Consider the following 16824-nt stretch of genomic DNA (forward strand, 5'->3'; position numbering starts at 1 on the left):
CATGGATACAAATTCGATCTTCCACTTGTTCCATTTTAGTAACTTGAACTTCTTCTAATCCTGGTAAAAACATGTTAAAATTCAATTGCACACATCTCCAATCTCTACTTGTTTCTCGACAATTCAAGTATAAAAGATTTGGAAGATGTTGTGCATTTTTTTATGCACTAAATTTTTTGTAGACCCCAACATTTATTGTAGAGCCTTTAAATTAAAACAGCGGACCCTTTTTATAAGGTGCCCGCTGTTTTTTTTGTTGCTAGTTTAGTTAACATATCCTTAGTCATAGCATCTAGATTGTATTTAAATGAAAAGCCCCATTCTTCTTTTGCCGCTGTTGCATCTATAGAATCTGGCCAGCTATTTGCTATTGCTTGACGAACTGGGTCTACTGCATAGTCCATTGTGAAAGTCGGTATTTCCTTACGTATCGATGCTGCGATTTGCTCAGGCTCAAAGCTCATCGCAGTTACATTGAACGCATTACGGTGAATCAATTTAGAAGGATCGGCTTCCATTAAGTCCACAATCGCTTGTAGAGCATCCGGCATATACATCATATCCATGTATGTTCCAGCTGCAATAAACGATGTATATGAGCCTTCTTTAATCGCTTTATAGTAAATATCTACTGCATAATCTGTCGTTCCGCCACCAGGTAAGGTTTCATTGGAGATCAGGCCTGGAAAACGCACTCCGCGTGTATCTAACCCGAATTTATTAAAGTAATAATCACATAGTAGTTCACCCGATACTTTGTTCACGCCATACATGGTTGTCGGACGCTGCAATGTGTCCTGAGGAGTATTCTTCTTTGGTGTAGATGGACCAAATGCTCCAATTGAGCTTGGAGTAAAGAATTGCAAACCTAGCTCTCGTGATGCTTCTAATGCATTCACTAAACCACCCATATTCAAATTCCAGGCAAGTAAAGGTTTTACTTCAGCTGTTGCTGATAATAGAGCCGCCATGTGGATCATCGTATCCGCTTTGAAATCCCTTGCAAGCTGATGCATTTTTTCTCCATCTGTCACGTCTAATATTTCAAAAGGACCGTTTTCCGATACAGGTGAAGCTATATGTCTAATATCAGTTGCTAATATATTGTCTGAACCGTATTCTTTTCGCAATTTGGTTATTAACTCTGAACCAATTTGACCTAAAGCTCCGGTAACCATAATTTTTTTCATGATATTCTTCCTTTCAAAAACAATTGTATTTCTCAGGAGTACAAAACTATCCTTCAAACCATTGATAACACTAGTATTTTATGAAATTTATTATACCGTGTTCATTGTTAAAATACAACACCTTCAAGTAGAGAGATTTGGTATAATGAAATAAAGGAGGATTATATGAGATTATTATCATTTATTTATGTATTTATTTTTGGGGTTGTACTAACAGTAGCTTTGCTTTTTTTGAACCTGCCAACTTTGTTGATTTATGTTGTAATTATTGTTGTTTATATAATATTGATCGTTTTACCACCAATATATACGATTTATAAATCCAATAACCTGAAAAAGTGGAACGTTTTTTGGAAAAAAATAAGCGTAAGCCTATATTCGCTTTTCCCCTTGTAGTAAAGACAGGCAATCGTGAAGAAATGACCGCTACCATTCAATTGATCTTAACCAAATACAAGCAGCCATATATGCAAGAAGTATATAAAACAAATTTAGCTTTGTTTGAAAATAATGTATCACTTTTTGAACAGCGAGCTAAACAAATTAGTAAAGAACCACTTCATACATATTACATAGCTTATGCAGAAGCACTGAAAGGTAATCTTAAAGAAGCACTATCATTAAAGGAGAAATTGCCCGTTGGTTGGATGCCCTATGCAATAGATGCGATCATCGCAAAAGAAAAAGGGGATTTGAGTGCTTTTCGATTAGCAGCGAAACAGAGCATGGATTTGGCTAGAGGGGTTCAGAAGTTTAATCTTGTGCATTCTTTTGAATGGATGGAAAAAGAAATAGTAAAGTAGTAAGAAAAATCGGATAAAAAAACGCCCGGTCCTTTAGGATCTAAACCTGTTTCTACTGTTTTTGAAGGGCTTTGGACAGACTTATTGCTATATAATTACCGTTTGATTTTTTAAAGATGCTGGTCGTGACTGAAGTCACGACCAGCATCTTTTTTTCTCGGTAATCTTATGGCTATTAACTGTCCTTCTCCCTTCTACAACTTTTTAGAAACGGGTTAGTTCATTTTTTGGATAACTAGGAAAAGATATTATCCTATCCAAACATTAAGCTCTCGAAAATACAATTTCGTTCGCTTCTGGGCTTTTTTATTTTGTAACTACTTACTATTTCTTTTTATTTCCACTAGTAAAAAAGGAAATCTACTATCTTCATCCTTCCTTACACAATTTCATTCCTAAATTCAACAGGCGGTTTTATCTCTACATTAACTCTGACTACTCTAATCATCTAAGCGAGAGGCTATGCAATATCCCTTAGTTAAGTGCTACTCATTTAATTGATTGGAGTGCAAGGTGTCGACTCCAGTGGGAACAGCAAATGTTTTCTGCACCGATAGCGAAGCGGCAGGTGTACGAGCTGAAAGCCCCGCAGGAGCATATGTTTTCGTAGTGACGAGGAGATTGAAGCCGTGTCACGGAGGCCAACAGGATGTTGGTCACAAAGGCGTTGAGGCCCACAGGATGTGGGTTATGCAATCGTTGCCGCAGGACGCGGCGAACTTAGTATTGCCTTCCTTTCGAGATGTGGCGCACTTACCCTTTGTCCCTTTATCTGAAACGGAAATCAGTAGTATTAATCATTCTTAAAAGTCCTGTAAAACCGGTGTTCATGCTGTATTTTCATATACTTTCTTTACAAAAAATAGCTACCAAGATTTACCTTGATAGCTACTTCTGATTTCTCTTTATTTAATTACGCCAAGCTCTTTACCTACTTTTTCATAAGCAGCTATGGCTTCGTCTAGCATTTCTTTTGTATGAGCTGCAGTTGGCATGTTGCGGACGCGGCCTGCTCCTTTTGGTACGGTTGGGAAGACGATTGATTTTGCATAAACGCCTTCTTCAAATAGTCGTTTAGAGAATGTTTGAGTTAGTTTTTCGTCTCCGATAATACAAGGAGTGATCGGCGTTTCAGATGCGCCTATATCAAAGCCAAGTTTAGCTAAACCTGCTTTTAAGTAATCGCCGTTGTCCCAAAGCTTGTCGTGTAACTCTGTTGAATCAATAATAATTTGAACTGCAGCTGTTATTGCAGCTACATCACCTGGTGGTAATGCTGTGGAGAATAAGAATGGACGCGAACGAACCTTTAACCAGTCGATTAAATCCTGTTTACCTGCAACGTATCCACCTACGACACCGATTGCTTTAGAAAGGGTACCAATTTGGAAGTCGATTTCTTTTTCTAAACCGAACTGCTTTACAGTTCCCTTTCCTTTACCAGTGACACCTGAACCATGTGCATCATCTACGTACGTGATCAGATCAAATTCTTTTGCAATTGCCACGATTTCAGGAAGTTTCGCAATATCTCCATCCATGGAGAATACACCGTCTGTAATAACCATTACTTTATTATATTGACCAGATTCAGTTGCAGCTTTCGCTTTTGCACGTAAATCATCCATATCAGAATGGTTGAACGCTATTATTTTTGCACGTGAAAGTCGGCATCCGTCGATAATAGATGCATGGTTTAATTGGTCCGACAGGATGGCATCGTTTTTATCCATCACTGCAGAAATTGCTGCCATATTACAGTTGAAGCCTGATTGGTACGAAATTGCTGCTTCAGTTCCTTTGAATTCTGCTAGCTTTTGCTCCAACTTCACATGGAGATCTAGTGTTCCATTGATCGTACGTACAGCCCCTGCTCCAACCCCATACTTGTCCACTGCTTCTTTGGCAATTTGTTTAAGCTCTGGATTTGTCGCAAGCCCTAAATAGTTATTAGATGATAAGTTAATGAGCTCCGATCCTTTTACACTGATTTTAGCGCCATTTGGACCATCTACAGGTTCAATTTCGTTATATAAACCTTGGCTTTTTAATTCATTTAAGTTTTCGGATAAAAAATTATTTAATACGTGAGACATGTTCCTCATCCTTTCACGGCTGATATTCAACTCTATCTTACCACGGTAGAAGGTTTGAGGAAAATAAAGGTGTTTGATAAAAGCCCTACGGAAATTTGTCAGTAGGGCCTTATCATGGCTATTTTCAGATTAAATCACAGTGTTCATCTGATCGTTTCAAGCATTTTCTCCTGTAATTCGCTCCATTTATCCTCTTCAACAGCTGAATCGTAAAGCATCTTGATCATTTTGGATTCTCCAGCATACGTGCACAGATAGTCTTGGGCAAGCTCCATTTCGTTTACGTAACGATTTCTAACTTCTACTATTTCATCTTCATTTAACAACGTTTGATCGATATGTGGGAAGAAATCGATAATTTCATCTCCCTCTCGTTCTGGTTCATATACATGTGGACTAGTTGCATCTACCATACATAATTGGAGTTCTGGAAGTACTATTCCGTCAATACTGTTTGCATCAAGACCACACCAAATAAAGCGAACATCCAAACCATGTAGTTTTGCTACTTCCCCAAATTTCTTCATAAAAGAAGATTTCCCGCTACCTGGTAACCCTTTTATATACAGTCTAGTTTTTAAATTTTTGGAAATAGACTCTAGTGTATCCTTTGCCCCGAATGGAGTAAGGGACCCCATCAAACGATGCGTCATCTTTGGATTTTTTTGCAGTTGAATATTACCAATACTTTTCTTTGTGCGCTCTTCTAGCAATGTGTTTATCCCGTCCCAGCTGATGGTTGCCTGTATAAGCTCTTCCCATTCATCATGAATTTTTTTTGCTCGGGATAGTGCTTGAAGCCCTTTTGTAAGCCATATATCATTACTAATCTGCTTATCTTTTACTATGGGACCAATATCACGAAGTTTCCGATCATTAAACGCTTCATAATATGGTACCCATTCATGACCTGCCCCATAATAAGTGGGATCGACGGTATCTGCTTGTAAGTAGAGTGTTTTAGTTTCCGTAATATAAACGCCCTCCAACAAATCCTCATGCATAGGATCATAAAACCACTCCATATTTTTCCCACGTCGTATTGCAGTATAGCTTATTTCCTTCAATATCTCTGACAAACGATAAGTAGTTGGTCCTTTAAAAAAATATACTTTGTTTGCTTCTTGAATAATTTCTTTGTAAAAGTTTTTCACACCTTGTCCAGTATATGACCTTCCCATATAATGAGTAATTATCCCGATCATTGCGTCATCCTCCCTATCATTCCTTCAAGAAATACTATATGCATCACCCCGATAAAATATGAAAAACCGGGCAAAAAGACGCCCGGTTTGTTAAAAATAAAATATAGAAATGCCATTGATTTCCGCTTCGAGCGGACGCTTTCCGTGGGCACGGCTTCAGCCGTTTCCCTCGCTTACGCTCAGTCCAGGGTCTTCAGCTCCCGCTGTTCCCACTGGAGTCGACGCTCTGCACTCCAATCAATAAAATCCACATTCTTCTTTTCTAATAAAATAGTATCCCTAACCAAGCGGACAGTTTTATCCCTACATTCACTTGGACTACTCTTAACATCAAAGCGGGAAGCTATGCAATATCTCATAGTTGGGTACTACTAACTTAATTGATCTTCGTTACAGGTGGTGACTCGGCGGGATGAGTGAGACAGATGAGATATCACAGCGACGGTGATAGCTCATCGCTCACCCCTCGACGGCTGGTCACAAAGGCGTTGAGGCCCACAGGAGGTGGGTTATGCAATCGTTGCCGCAGGACGCGGCGAACTTAGATTGCCTTCCTTTTGAGATGTGGCGCACTTAGCCTTTGTACCCCACATGAAACGCAAATCAGTAGTATTATTCATTCCACAACTGAGTGTTCATGCTGAGATATTTTCCCATCTTTTGAAAAAGAGTGTGAAAATCAGCTTTGATTTTCCACACTCTTCTTCACATACGGCAATGTATAACCGGAAATCTTATATAATATTTTTTGAGATAATGGCAAGGAATAATGAACGATCTGACCGAGTAATAAAGCAATAATAATAGTACCTAGTCCAACTGGTCCACCAAGCGCCCAACCAGCTAGCGCCACAATTATTTCTATTCCGGTTCTCACTTTTTTAATACCCCAGCCCGTTTTTGCCATGAGCAACAGCATAAGAGAATCGCGTGGACCAGCTCCAACGTTTGGAGAAACATAAACCCCTACTCCTATTCCTATCATAGCAACCCCAAAAATAAATATAATTAGCTGACCTACATAACTAGTTATATCTGGTAATAGCCAGTTAAACACATCAATAAAAGAACCTAATAAAAGAACATTTAACCATGTTCCAAGTTGTGGAAATTTCTTCGTTCCAATCATCGTTACCAACACAATGATAATAGCCGTCACAATCGCCCAAATACCCATCGTTAAACCTAAATGATTATGTAATCCAACATGAAACACATCCCATGGTCCAATTCCAAACTGCTGTCCCTTAATAGTCATCGAAATTCCTAAGGACATCATTGTGACTCCCGTAACAAAAAATATCCACCGCCAAAATAATTGCATCATTTATAAAAATCCTACTTCCTGTTTAAGAAAACCACCTAAAAGTCTCCAATATATAGTAGGTCAATTATAAGATGTTTTTATGGAAAAGGTCACATTTTAATTATTGTTGCAATTCGACCATTCGTTAGCTGAAGCAAATCATGCGGGTTTAGTTTTACCTGAAGCCCGATTTTTCCACCACTTACAAGGATAAAATCAAGGCCCTCTGCACTTGCGTCAATCCATGTTGGAAGTAATTTCTTCATCCCAATTGGGGAACATCCCCCTCGAATATATCCGGTAGTCGATTGCAATTCCTTCAGAGGTAAAAGTTCTACTTTTTTCTCCCCTACCACTTTGGCTACTTCTTTTAAATTTAACTCATTATGTACAGGGATTATACAAACATAATGCTTATTTGTTCCCGCGGTTACAAGTAATGTTTTGTACACAACAAAAACGGGATAGCCTATTTTATCTGCTACAGTTACCCCGTCTAATTCTTCGCCAGTAAGCTCATATTCGATTAATTCAAACGTAATTTTTTGTTGTTCTATTTTACGAACAGCATTCGTTTTTTTGCTCATGTTCGAGTGCCCCTTTTTAAGCTATGCGGAAGAAACTTGGCTGTAGGTCAGTAAAACCGTATTTTTTCATGTGTACTTGGAATGAGTATTTTGCAATTGCTTGTTCCTTGAATCTTCTTTTCTGCATATTCTTTAAATCCTCTTTCATCATTTGAGGGGATTGAAAGTCCGAATGAACGGAACGATTGGATACTGCTGCCTCATCTTCTCTTTGCCTTTTTGCTTCAACTTCAATTTGTCTAGTCGCTTCTTGGTTTAATGTAATTTGTGACTGTACGGTTTGAATTTTCGCCGTAGCATTAGCCGCGATCCTTTGGTTTTGTGGAGTTGGTTCATCAAAAGCAAGAGCAGAGCTTCGAACTTTTTCTAATAGTTCAATCGTTTTTTCTGGTGTTGGTCCACCGATTGTTTGTACAGGCATAGAAGGTCCTTTGATTTCTAGCATACTTTTGTTTTTTTGCTCTATTTGCTGAAACTCTTTAAGTGCCGCGGTTACTTCAGTGGATTCGCTTTCTTTTTCTTTATTCCCAAGTAACAAATCCTCCAGTTCTGCTAAAGTAGGATTCTTTTTAGGCTGATAATACGCTGCATTTTTACGATAGGCTTGTCCTACATCTTTTCGTTGAAAAGCACGTTTTCTTTGCTCTATCTCAGCTATTGCATTGGCAGCCCCATAACCAGTTGCCCTTACTAGTGACATCTCTTCCACCTCGATCCATAAAGTTATCCTTCTTAACATTTTACCACATTCACAAAATATTCAAACTTACTATTGTCATAAAGTAGGTACGCAAAAAGACTCAAATATATTTTTATGGAAATTAAAGAATAATAGTTCTTTATTACTATAAATATGAAAAACTAAGCAAATAACGCCCGGTCCTTTAGGATCTAAACCTGTTTCTACTGTTTTCGAAGGGCTTTGGACAGACTTATTGCTATATAATTACCGTTTGATTTTTTAAAGATGCTGGTCGTGACTGAAGTCACGACCAGCATCTTTTTTTCTCGGTAATCTTATGGCTATTGATTGTCCGTTGCCCTTCTACAACTTCTAGAAACAAGTTAGTGCAATTTTTGTTAATTAGAGAAAAGATACTTCCCTATTCCTAGAGGCTAGATGATGACAGTCTAAGTGCGCGACATCGTGGTGCTCCTCCGCAAAGCTCGTCGCAAAACAAAAAAACATTTCGCAACGACTGCCTGACCCGCGTCGTGCGGGCCCGATGATGCAATTTCGTGAACTATTCCGCTTCTTTATTGGGCAGACACTTACTATTTTTCTTTATTTCCACTAGTAAAAAAGGAAATCTACTATCTTCATCCTCATTACACAATTTCATTCCTAAATTCAACAGGCGGTTTTTCCCCACTTTAACTCGGACTACTCTTCTTGCTCTAAGCGAGGGTCTATGGAACATCTCCTAGTTGAGTACTACTCACTTAATTGATTGGAGTGCAAGGTGGCGACTCCTGTGGGAACAGCAAATGTTTTCTGCACCGATAGCGAAGCGTCAGGTGCACGAGCTGAAAGCCCCGCAGGAGCATATGTTTTCGTAGTGACGGGGAGATTGAAGCCGTGCCACGGAGGCCAACAGGATGTTGGTCACAAAGGCGTTGAGGCCCACAGGATGTGGGTTATGCAATCGTTGCCGCAGGACGCGGCGAACTTAGATTGCCTTCCTTTTAAGATGTGGCGCTCTTAGCCTTTGTACTCCACCTGAAACGGAAATCAGTAGTATTAATCATTCTTAAAAGTCCTGAAAACTGGTGTTCATGCTGTTTTTTTATACTTTCTTATCTTTTAAGAAAAAACCGAGCAAAGCGAACACGGTCCTTTAAGTTTAACTATTGTGTATAAAAATAAACCCCCGAAAGTACATCTTCGAAGGCCTTACACTAGCGTATTAGGATTACTGGATCAAATTAGCTAGGGGTAATTTGTTCCATATATTCTATAATCATTTCTTTGCTCATTTCCCCGGTGATTACTTTTACTATTTTACCTTCAGGGTTGATAAGTAATGTGGTTGGCAAAGGATTAATCTTGTAAGTTTCCATTACACTTTTGTTGTGATCGATTAGAACCGGGAAACTTAAACCTTTACGATCTATGAATTTTTGAACGGAAAAATCTGATTCCCCTACATTTACAGCTAAAATTTCAAGCCCTTTATCTTTATATTTTTGGTATTGCTCGTCCATTAGTGGAAACTCTCTTTCGCACGGTTTACACCAAGTTCCCCAGAAGTTTAAAAAGACACCTTGACCTTTATAATCAGATAGTTTGTGCTTTTTTCCATTCATATCCACTAAAGCAAAATCAGGCGCATCATCTCCAACTTGTATTAATGCAGTTCTTTCCTTCGTTAAATTTGTATAAATTGTAAAAACAATCGCAAATACCATTATCGCTAAAATAATAGTACGCATAAAAAAGCGTTTTTTCTTTTTATCCATTTTAGTTGTGTCCCTTCTTTTATTAATTTTACATATTCAATTCAAGAATTATTTTACTTTCTCTCATTACTCATCGTAGTGTGAATTAGTTATATCGTCAATAAAAGTTCACTAAACTAAACTTCACTAATTTCTACACTATATGTCCATCACTGCAAACACCCTTATTGTATGCTATATTAATTTTTAACGGTAGTTGAAGGGATGTTATAAAATGAAGAAAAGTGTAGTAATTGCGGAGAAGCCCTCTGTAGCTCGAGATATCGCAAATGTACTTAAGTGTCATAAAAAAGGAAACGGTTATTTAGAAGGTGACAAATATATCGTAACTTGGGCATTAGGGCATTTAGTGACATTAGCAGATCCAGAAATTTATGATGCAAAATATAAAACATGGAACTTAGATGATTTGCCAATGCTCCCAAACGACATGAAGTTAGTCATTATCAAACAAACTGGCAAGCAATACAATGCAGTTAAAAGTCAATTAGTACGTACAGATGTTAGTGATATTATCATTGCAACCGATGCTGGTCGCGAAGGTGAATTAGTAGCTAGGTGGATTATTGAGAAAGCAAAGGTTAACAAACCTATTCAGCGGCTTTGGATTTCCTCTGTAACGGACAAGGCTATTAAAGAAGGCTTCCAAAATCTAAAACCAGGTAAGGCTTATGAAAACTTATACCATGCAGCAGTTGCAAGATCTGAGGCAGATTGGTATATCGGGCTTAATGCAACCCGCGCACTAACTAGTAAATACAATGCACAGCTTTCATGTGGACGTGTACAGACTCCTACTGTCGCTATTATTGCTCAAAGAGAAGATGAAATCCGAAGCTTTAAGCCTAAAACCTATTATGGCGTAGAAGCACATACGGACCAAAAGCTTAAACTTACATGGGTAGAAAAACAAACAAATGATTCTAGAACATTCGCTAAAGAAAAAGCAGAGCAAATTGTTGCTAAAGTGGATAAAAAGCAAGGGACAATCGTAGAGGTCGATAAAAAACAAAAGAAAAGCTTTGCCCCACCACTATATGATTTAACGGAATTACAACGGGATGCCAATAAAATATTTGGTTTTTCAGCGAAAGAGACACTTGGAATTATGCAAACTTTGTATGAGCGACATAAAGTATTAACGTATCCTCGTACAGATTCAAGATATATTTCTACTGATATTGTAGAAACATTACCAGAACGCTTAAAGTCATGTGGTATCGGGCAATATAGACCATTTGCAAACAAAGTATTACAAAAGCCTATTAAAGCAACGAAAGCATTTGTCGACGATAGTAAGGTTTCCGATCATCATGCCATTATTCCAACAGAAGAAACAGTGATCCAATCTAACTTCACAGACAAAGAACGTAAAATATACGATTTAGTTATTAAACGTTTTATAGCAGTGCTCTACCCTCCTTTTGAATATGAACAAATTACGGTCAAAGCCTCTATTGGCGATGAAATATTTGTAGCAAAAGGAAAAACGATTGTTTCATCCGGTTGGAAGGAAGTATACGAAAATCGTTTTGAAGAGGACGACAACGCAGAAGATATGAAAGAACAATTACTACCGAGCATAAACAAAGGTGATAAATTATCCGTAAAATTAGTCACCGAGACGTCGGGTCAAACGAAAGCACCTGCAAGATTCAATGAAGGATCTTTGCTTACAGCAATGGAAAGTCCGGCAAAATATATGGGTACGCAAGATAAGGAACTCGCAAAAACACTAGATAAAACTGGTGGTTTAGGAACAGTTGCAACAAGAGCAGATATTATCGAAAAACTGTTCAATTCTTTCTTAATAGAGAAAAAAGGGAAAGATATTTACCTAACATCCAAAGGAAAACAATTGCTTGAATTAGTTCCAGAAGACCTAAAGACCCCCGCCCTTACAGCTGAATGGGAGCAAAAACTAGATTCAATTGCAAAAGGAAAATTGAGTAAAACCGTATTTATCAATGAAATGAAAACGTATACGAAAACAATTGTTAGTAATATAAAAAATAGTGACAAGAAATTCAAGCATGACAATATATCTACAAAGAGCTGCCCTGACTGTGGCAAACCGATGCTTGAAGTGAACGGCAAAAAAGGAAAAATGCTTGTATGTCAGGACCGTGAATGTGGTCATCGCAAAAACGTAGCTAGAGTAACGAATGCACGTTGTCCACAATGTAAGAAAAAACTGGAATTACGTGGCGAAGGGGAAGGACAAATCTTTACTTGTTCATGTGGATACCGCGAAAAAATGTCTGCTTTCGAACGTCGCAGAAAAAATACAGGTGGCAAAGTCGACAAACGCGATGTACAAAAGTACTTAAAGAAACAAGACCAAGAGGAAGAACCTGTAAACACTGCACTAGCAGATGCATTGAAAAAATTGAACTTAAAATAATATAAAATTTAACTATACATTCATACCTTTTTAGGAAGGGATGTATTAGTTTTTTGACCTATCTATAAAAATTTACTCGCTATTTTCAACTAAATTACATCCTTTTCTATCATTACATGACTTTTACCTCCCCTTTTTTATTTGATAAATGATATTATTGACATAGCAATGTCGAACCGTGGAGGTTAAATAGTTGGGTACAGTTCATCCTTTTACGAAAATAATATTAAGTGCTTCGGAAGATTTAATCATCGTACTTGACGAAACCGGTAAGATATTAAATAAGAATAATGCTTGGAAAAAGATTAAGTACACGAACGAATATACCCTACTTATGACAGAAAACTCTAGCTTCATAGATTTATTGGAGTCGGCTCATAATTACGAGCAATTAGATTCTATTCAACAGGTACTACGCGGAGAAATAGATGAATTTCAAAAAGAATTTACTAGCACTATAGAAAAAAAAAGTTATTGTTACTTATTTAGTACTTATAAATTGAAGCTCCCTTCGAATCAATTAGGTGCAATTGTTATTTATTCGGTAAATACTATTGAAAAAGATTTAAGTAAATTTGCCTATTATGATTTTTTAACGAACTTACCTAATCGAAGAATGACGTATGATATTCTCCAGCATAAAATAAAAAAACAGGAGCCTTTTTCTCTTTTTTACGTAGAATTAGATGGGTTCAAATTAGTAAATGATATGTATGGTCATGCACGAGGCGACACACTTCTTGTAGATATAGCCAAGTTTTTGAACGAAGCTATAGAGCTTGAAAAAGTAGTCGCACGTGTGGGTGGCGATGAGTTTGTTATTATTATAGATGAAGTGAATAAGGAACAGCTAAGCCGAATTACAAATAAAATGATTCAAGACTTTCAACAAATTTCCGAGTCCCTATCAGTGCCTTCTATCCCTCTAAGCCTTAGTATTGGAATTTCCCGGTATCCTGAGGATGCACCCGACACTGAATTACTATTTCATTATGCTAATATTGCGATGAATTCAGCTAAAAAACGAAACGCTAATAACTTTAATTTCTTTGAACACTTTATGGTTGAAAAGTTAGAAAGAAAGGTTCATATTGAAAATGAACTACACGGGGACTTAAAGGAAACAACGATCCACTTTGTCGGACAGCCGCAATTCAATTCTAAAACAAATGAAGTAATTGGCATTGAGGTACTCACTCGTTGGATCCACCCCAAATACGGATATATTTCTCCTCCTGAGTTTATTGGAATTGCTGATAATAGTGGAAGAATTGAGGAACTAACGAAGTATTTAGTCAGCGAGGTATTTTCCAACGTTTCTAGATGGATTGAGGATTATGGATTTGATAAGCCAGTAGCTATTAATATCACTCCTAGGTTACTCGGAAATAGACAATTTTTTAATGATTTAATTCATTTTATCCAGTATTATAGGATTCCACCCCAAATGGTAGATATTGAAATTACAGAAAATGCAAATTTAGATACTAATCAAAATATATTAGATAATATTGCATTTTGTCGAAAACATGGGATTCGCTTATCTCTAGACGATTTCGGAACAGGTTATTCCAAGCTAGCAGATCTTGTAGACTTTCAAATCGATAAATTGAAAATCGATAAGTATTTTGTAGATAAAATCGGTAAAGAAACAAATGCAGAGCTCATTTTACATACATTTATGAATCTTGCTAAAGGATTAAAATGCGATGTTCTTGCAGAAGGTGTTGAAACAAAAGAGCAGGTCGATTATTTGAATACCCTCGGTCTCAATTACTTCCAAGGTTATTACTTTTCGAAGCCTATTCCTCTAGAAGAGTTTGAGCAAAACTACTTACAAAATAAAAAACTATAAACAGGTGAAGAGAAAGACATTTTCTTCACCTGTTTTTTTATGTCTTCACTTAGTAATATAGTTAAAAAGGAGAAATATTTAAACAACCTTTATTTATATCGTATTATACGATATAATCTAATCATACGATATAAGTGGAGGTTTCTATGGAATTAAACAAATATTTTACGGATATTTATTATTATTTACACCCTAAACTAGAACAAATCATTTCTCACCAAAGTGTTCGGATTCTGCAAATTATTCAAAAGGAAGAATTAGTAACAGTCCGTGACATAGCAGATGCTTTAAATATTTCACATAATACCGCATCTGAACATGTGAAAAAGTTAGAATACAATGGTTGGGTTATAAAACAACGACTGAAAGAAGACCAACGAAAAGTTTTTTTACAATTATCATCAGTAGGGTTAGAGGTAGTAAAGCAAAATACAGAATTAGACGAAATAAAATTGCAACAAGCATTATTAAAATTGTCCAATGAGGAACAAACTTTGGTTCTACAAGCCTTCCGCATTTTGAGTGAGGTAGTTAAATAATGTGGTGGATGAAAATCATTAGCTCCGCTTTAATCATTGCTGGTGTGACAGAACTTGCAAGAAGATTTCCTTTGTATGGAGGGATCATCGCTGCCCTTCCCCTTATTAGTTTACTGAGTATATTTTGGCTAACTTTCCAAGGAGAAACAGGCAGACAAATTCAAACCTTTACATTAGGTGTACTTGTTGGTTTACCTGCTACAATTGTTATGCTTCTTGCAGTTTATATCATGCTAAAGAACTCATTTCCTTTTGTATTAGCGGTAATAGTAGGTATCATATCTTGGGGAGTCTTTCTGTGGATACAAAAATTAGTTCTATCACTGTTCAAAATACAACTATAATTACTCGCCCCTTAAAAACCTCCTGTCAAATGAATTGATAGGAGGTTTTACCTTGTAACTTTTATTTTATTTGAATGGAAACAGAACCATTTAAGTAATTGGGATATGCGATGAAATCTATCTTTACGGGATTAATAATGCCTTTTGCATCTAAAGATACTTCAGCAAATTGTCCCTCTTCCTCTCCCCAACTACTTTGCATTGGTATATCAACTACCCCTCCTATTGCATTTTCTCCTTGAGAAAATAAGGTGTACGTATGATTCTCTCTTATCGGACTATACTTGAGTTCAATTGTATTACTGCCAACATTTAATACTTCTATTTTCCTATGGGATGGCTGCTCCAGGATTAATTTCTTTGCAAAGTCTACGAGCAAGTAGCTTTCCTCTTTAGGGAGTGCCTGCACTCTATCGAATTTTAAATACAGTTCTTTAGGCTCCTTAAAATAGTTACTTTGTAAGAAGTACGTATTTTCTTTGTTTTGATTTTCACCAAAACCAGTTATTCCATTCCGAATAGAACTCCATATTTCTCCGTTTTCGTCTTCTATTCGCATATCCTCAAACTGCAATATTTTCATTTCATTTTGTTCATCAAATTCTAAAGTTATAGCTACTCTTAGTGGATAGAGTTTTATTTCGTTTATTTTAATTTGTTGACCATCTATCTCGACGGTTTCATTCAACGTATATATTTTCCCAGGCTTAATTTCTTTTTTGAGTGTAAATGGTATATTGAAAGACGTTGCTTTGTTAGGTTGCTTCACTTCAAATTGTAATTCAAATTTAGTATTTTTAAATTGTTCTATTTCTCCAAAAACAAAACTGAATTTGTCGACTTTCCTATTTGTCTGTTCTTGGTCTGGTAGATCATAACTAATCGATGACATTAATTCCTGTCCATTATTAAACAACCTAATTTCTTGATAATCCATATTTTTAAGTGAGTGAGGAGCCTCTATTGTATAAAATACCTCTGCACCTGTTTCATCGATAATAATTCCATCTACCGTAAAGGTTATATTATTTTTAACTTGAGTAATGCCAATTGACTCATAATAATCATTTTCGACGATTGCTTTCATACCTTTATCGAACTGAATGAGATGCACGAACCTTTCCATTCCTGGAATAGTAGAAACAGCACTAGCAAAAGCAGGTGATACTCGAATAGAAGTAACAAAGGTTAGTATTAGAATTGCTGCAACCGAGAATGCCCATAGCGTTTTTTTGCGTTTCCGCTTCTTTGCTTTTGCTTGAAGTATCCCCTGTTGAATAGCATTATTTACAAGCTGGTCAGGCACAGCCACTAGTTCTAATTTCTTATTACTTATGTCTAGCATTTCTTCTTCTTTTTCATACATGGCCTGCATCTCCCTTCTCTGACAGGAAATTTCTAAGTGACTTGAGTGCTTTATGAAGCCGTGATTTAACAGTGCCCTCTGGAATTTTTTCTAGTTCTGCGATTTCTTTTATTTTTGTGTTTTGAAAGTACTTTAGGAATATTAGTTGCTGTTCTCCACTTGTCAGGGATGCTATTGCTTCATCGATCTCTAGCTTCGTAGTATCTTCTGTAAAGCCTATCTCCTTTAGTGATTTACTTGAGTTATACCTTTTTCTTTTTTTCAATTGATCCTGACAATAGTTCATCATGATCCGAACTAGCCACGTTTTCATATAGGTTGGTTCTTTTATTGAATGTATTTTCTGATAGGCTCGAAAAGTTACTTCCTGCATTGCTTCAAGAGCATCATGTTCATTTTTTAAAAATGCAAAGGCTGTTCGATATAATGTGTCTTTATATAATTGCATTACTTGTAAGAAAGCTTGGTCGTCCCCTTTAATTGCTCTATTGGCGATTTCTACTGGTTCCACTCGGTCACCCCCTCATTCTGTTATACATTAGACATCGCAAAGTCCAAAAGGTTCATTATTCATTTGAAAAAATTGTAGTTACTTTCGGTCATCCTGACTTTACTTGCTCATGGAATGGATTTACTTGCTCTATTTTCTATTTACTCTCTCTTAAGTTA

At 36.8% G+C, this 16824-nt stretch carries 14 protein-coding genes; 5 read left to right on the forward strand and 9 right to left on the reverse strand.

The window, feature by feature from the left end; genetic code table 11:
- Positions 1-230: 230 nt before the first annotated feature.
- Positions 231-1190 (reverse strand): L-threonine 3-dehydrogenase, encoded by a 960-nt coding sequence (locus tag LDK52_RS18260; RefSeq protein WP_277587354.1) that lies wholly within the window; start codon positions 1188-1190, stop codon positions 231-233.
- A 350-nt stretch (positions 1191-1540) separates the two neighbouring features.
- Between LDK52_RS18260 and LDK52_RS18265 the strand changes: the two genes are divergently transcribed.
- Positions 1541-1993: a hypothetical protein gene (locus LDK52_RS18265; protein ID WP_277587355.1), complete on the forward strand. Its 453-nt coding sequence runs from the start codon at positions 1541-1543 to the stop codon at positions 1991-1993.
- 905 nt (positions 1994-2898) lie between these two features.
- On the opposite strand, the gene LDK52_RS18270 is transcribed toward LDK52_RS18265, so the two are convergent.
- The 6 genes from LDK52_RS18270 to resA form a co-directional block, all read right to left on the reverse strand.
- On the reverse strand, positions 2899-4089 hold the full coding sequence (locus LDK52_RS18270) for a glycine C-acetyltransferase (RefSeq protein ID WP_277587356.1): 1191 nt from the start codon (positions 4087-4089) through the stop codon (positions 2899-2901).
- 143 nt (positions 4090-4232) lie between these two features.
- The gene (locus LDK52_RS18275; protein ID WP_277587357.1) at positions 4233-5294 is read right to left on the reverse strand and encodes a hypothetical protein; all 1062 of its coding nucleotides are present in this window, start codon (positions 5292-5294) and stop codon (positions 4233-4235) included.
- Between the two features lie 679 nt (positions 5295-5973).
- Positions 5974-6621, reverse strand: a complete 648-nt coding sequence (locus LDK52_RS18280) for a YczE/YyaS/YitT family protein (RefSeq protein ID WP_277587358.1) — start codon at positions 6619-6621, stop codon at positions 5974-5976.
- An 89-nt stretch (positions 6622-6710) separates the two neighbouring features.
- Positions 6711-7187 carry a Cys-tRNA(Pro) deacylase gene (gene ybaK / locus LDK52_RS18285; protein WP_277587359.1) on the reverse strand — a complete coding sequence of 159 codons (477 nt, stop codon included), beginning with the start codon at positions 7185-7187 and terminating at the stop codon, positions 6711-6713.
- Positions 7188-7203: 16 nt separating this feature from the next.
- Positions 7204-7887 (reverse strand): hypothetical protein, encoded by a 684-nt coding sequence (locus LDK52_RS18290; protein WP_277587360.1) that lies wholly within the window; start codon positions 7885-7887, stop codon positions 7204-7206.
- Between the two features lie 1226 nt (positions 7888-9113).
- On the reverse strand, positions 9114-9647 hold the full coding sequence (resA, locus tag LDK52_RS18295) for a thiol-disulfide oxidoreductase ResA (RefSeq protein ID WP_277587361.1): 534 nt from the start codon (positions 9645-9647) through the stop codon (positions 9114-9116).
- Between the two features lie 214 nt (positions 9648-9861).
- On the opposite strand from resA, the gene LDK52_RS18300 reads away from it, so the two are divergent.
- From LDK52_RS18300 to LDK52_RS18315, 4 genes are all read left to right on the forward strand, one after another.
- Positions 9862-12051: a DNA topoisomerase III gene (locus LDK52_RS18300; RefSeq protein ID WP_277587362.1), complete on the forward strand. Its 2190-nt coding sequence runs from the start codon at positions 9862-9864 to the stop codon at positions 12049-12051.
- A gap of 193 nt (positions 12052-12244) precedes the next feature.
- Complete coding sequence (locus LDK52_RS18305; RefSeq protein ID WP_277587363.1) at positions 12245-13906, forward strand: putative bifunctional diguanylate cyclase/phosphodiesterase; 1662 nt, start codon at positions 12245-12247, stop codon at positions 13904-13906.
- A 146-nt stretch (positions 13907-14052) separates the two neighbouring features.
- Positions 14053-14445: a MarR family winged helix-turn-helix transcriptional regulator gene (locus LDK52_RS18310; protein WP_277587364.1), complete on the forward strand. Its 393-nt coding sequence runs from the start codon at positions 14053-14055 to the stop codon at positions 14443-14445.
- Positions 14445-14789 (forward strand): DUF3147 family protein, encoded by a 345-nt coding sequence (locus tag LDK52_RS18315; RefSeq protein ID WP_277587365.1) that lies wholly within the window; start codon positions 14445-14447, stop codon positions 14787-14789. Before LDK52_RS18310 ends, LDK52_RS18315 begins: the two co-directional genes overlap by 1 nt.
- A 61-nt stretch (positions 14790-14850) precedes the next feature.
- Here the strand turns inward: LDK52_RS18315 and LDK52_RS18320 are convergent, their stop codons facing one another.
- Entirely contained in the window at positions 14851-16155 is a 1305-nt protein-coding gene (locus LDK52_RS18320) for a DUF4179 domain-containing protein (protein ID WP_277587366.1), read from the reverse strand.
- Complete coding sequence (locus tag LDK52_RS18325) at positions 16148-16666, reverse strand: sigma-70 family RNA polymerase sigma factor (protein ID WP_277587367.1); 519 nt, start codon at positions 16664-16666, stop codon at positions 16148-16150. Before LDK52_RS18325 ends, LDK52_RS18320 begins: the two co-directional genes overlap by 8 nt.
- Between the last annotated feature and the right edge of the window lie 158 nt (positions 16667-16824).

This window comes from Psychrobacillus antarcticus (assembly GCF_029533155.1).
GTDB classification, from domain to species: Bacteria; Bacillota; Bacilli; order Bacillales_A; family Planococcaceae; genus Psychrobacillus; species Psychrobacillus antarcticus.

Excerpts from the sequence above, each read along its gene's own strand:
- LDK52_RS18260 (WP_277587354.1), bottom strand. The coding sequence starts at position 1,190 with ATGAAAAAAATTATGGTTACCGGAGCTTTAGGTCAAATTGGTTCAGAG.
- LDK52_RS18270 (WP_277587356.1), bottom strand. The coding sequence starts at position 4,089 with ATGTCTCACGTATTAAATAATTTTTTATCCGAAAACTTAAATGAATTA.
- LDK52_RS18275 (WP_277587357.1), bottom strand. The coding sequence starts at position 5,294 with ATGATCGGGATAATTACTCATTATATGGGAAGGTCATATACTGGACAA.
- LDK52_RS18280 (WP_277587358.1), bottom strand. The coding sequence starts at position 6,621 with ATGATGCAATTATTTTGGCGGTGGATATTTTTTGTTACGGGAGTCACA.
- ybaK (WP_277587359.1), bottom strand. The coding sequence starts at position 7,187 with ATGAGCAAAAAAACGAATGCTGTTCGTAAAATAGAACAACAAAAAATT.
- LDK52_RS18290 (WP_277587360.1), bottom strand. The coding sequence starts at position 7,887 with ATGTCACTAGTAAGGGCAACTGGTTATGGGGCTGCCAATGCAATAGCT.
- resA (WP_277587361.1), bottom strand. The coding sequence starts at position 9,647 with ATGGATAAAAAGAAAAAACGCTTTTTTATGCGTACTATTATTTTAGCG.
- LDK52_RS18300 (WP_277587362.1), top strand. The coding sequence starts at position 9,862 with ATGAAGAAAAGTGTAGTAATTGCGGAGAAGCCCTCTGTAGCTCGAGAT.
- LDK52_RS18310 (WP_277587364.1), top strand. The coding sequence starts at position 14,053 with ATGGAATTAAACAAATATTTTACGGATATTTATTATTATTTACACCCT.
- LDK52_RS18315 (WP_277587365.1), top strand. The coding sequence starts at position 14,445 with ATGTGGTGGATGAAAATCATTAGCTCCGCTTTAATCATTGCTGGTGTG.
- LDK52_RS18320 (WP_277587366.1), bottom strand. The coding sequence starts at position 16,155 with ATGTATGAAAAAGAAGAAGAAATGCTAGACATAAGTAATAAGAAATTA.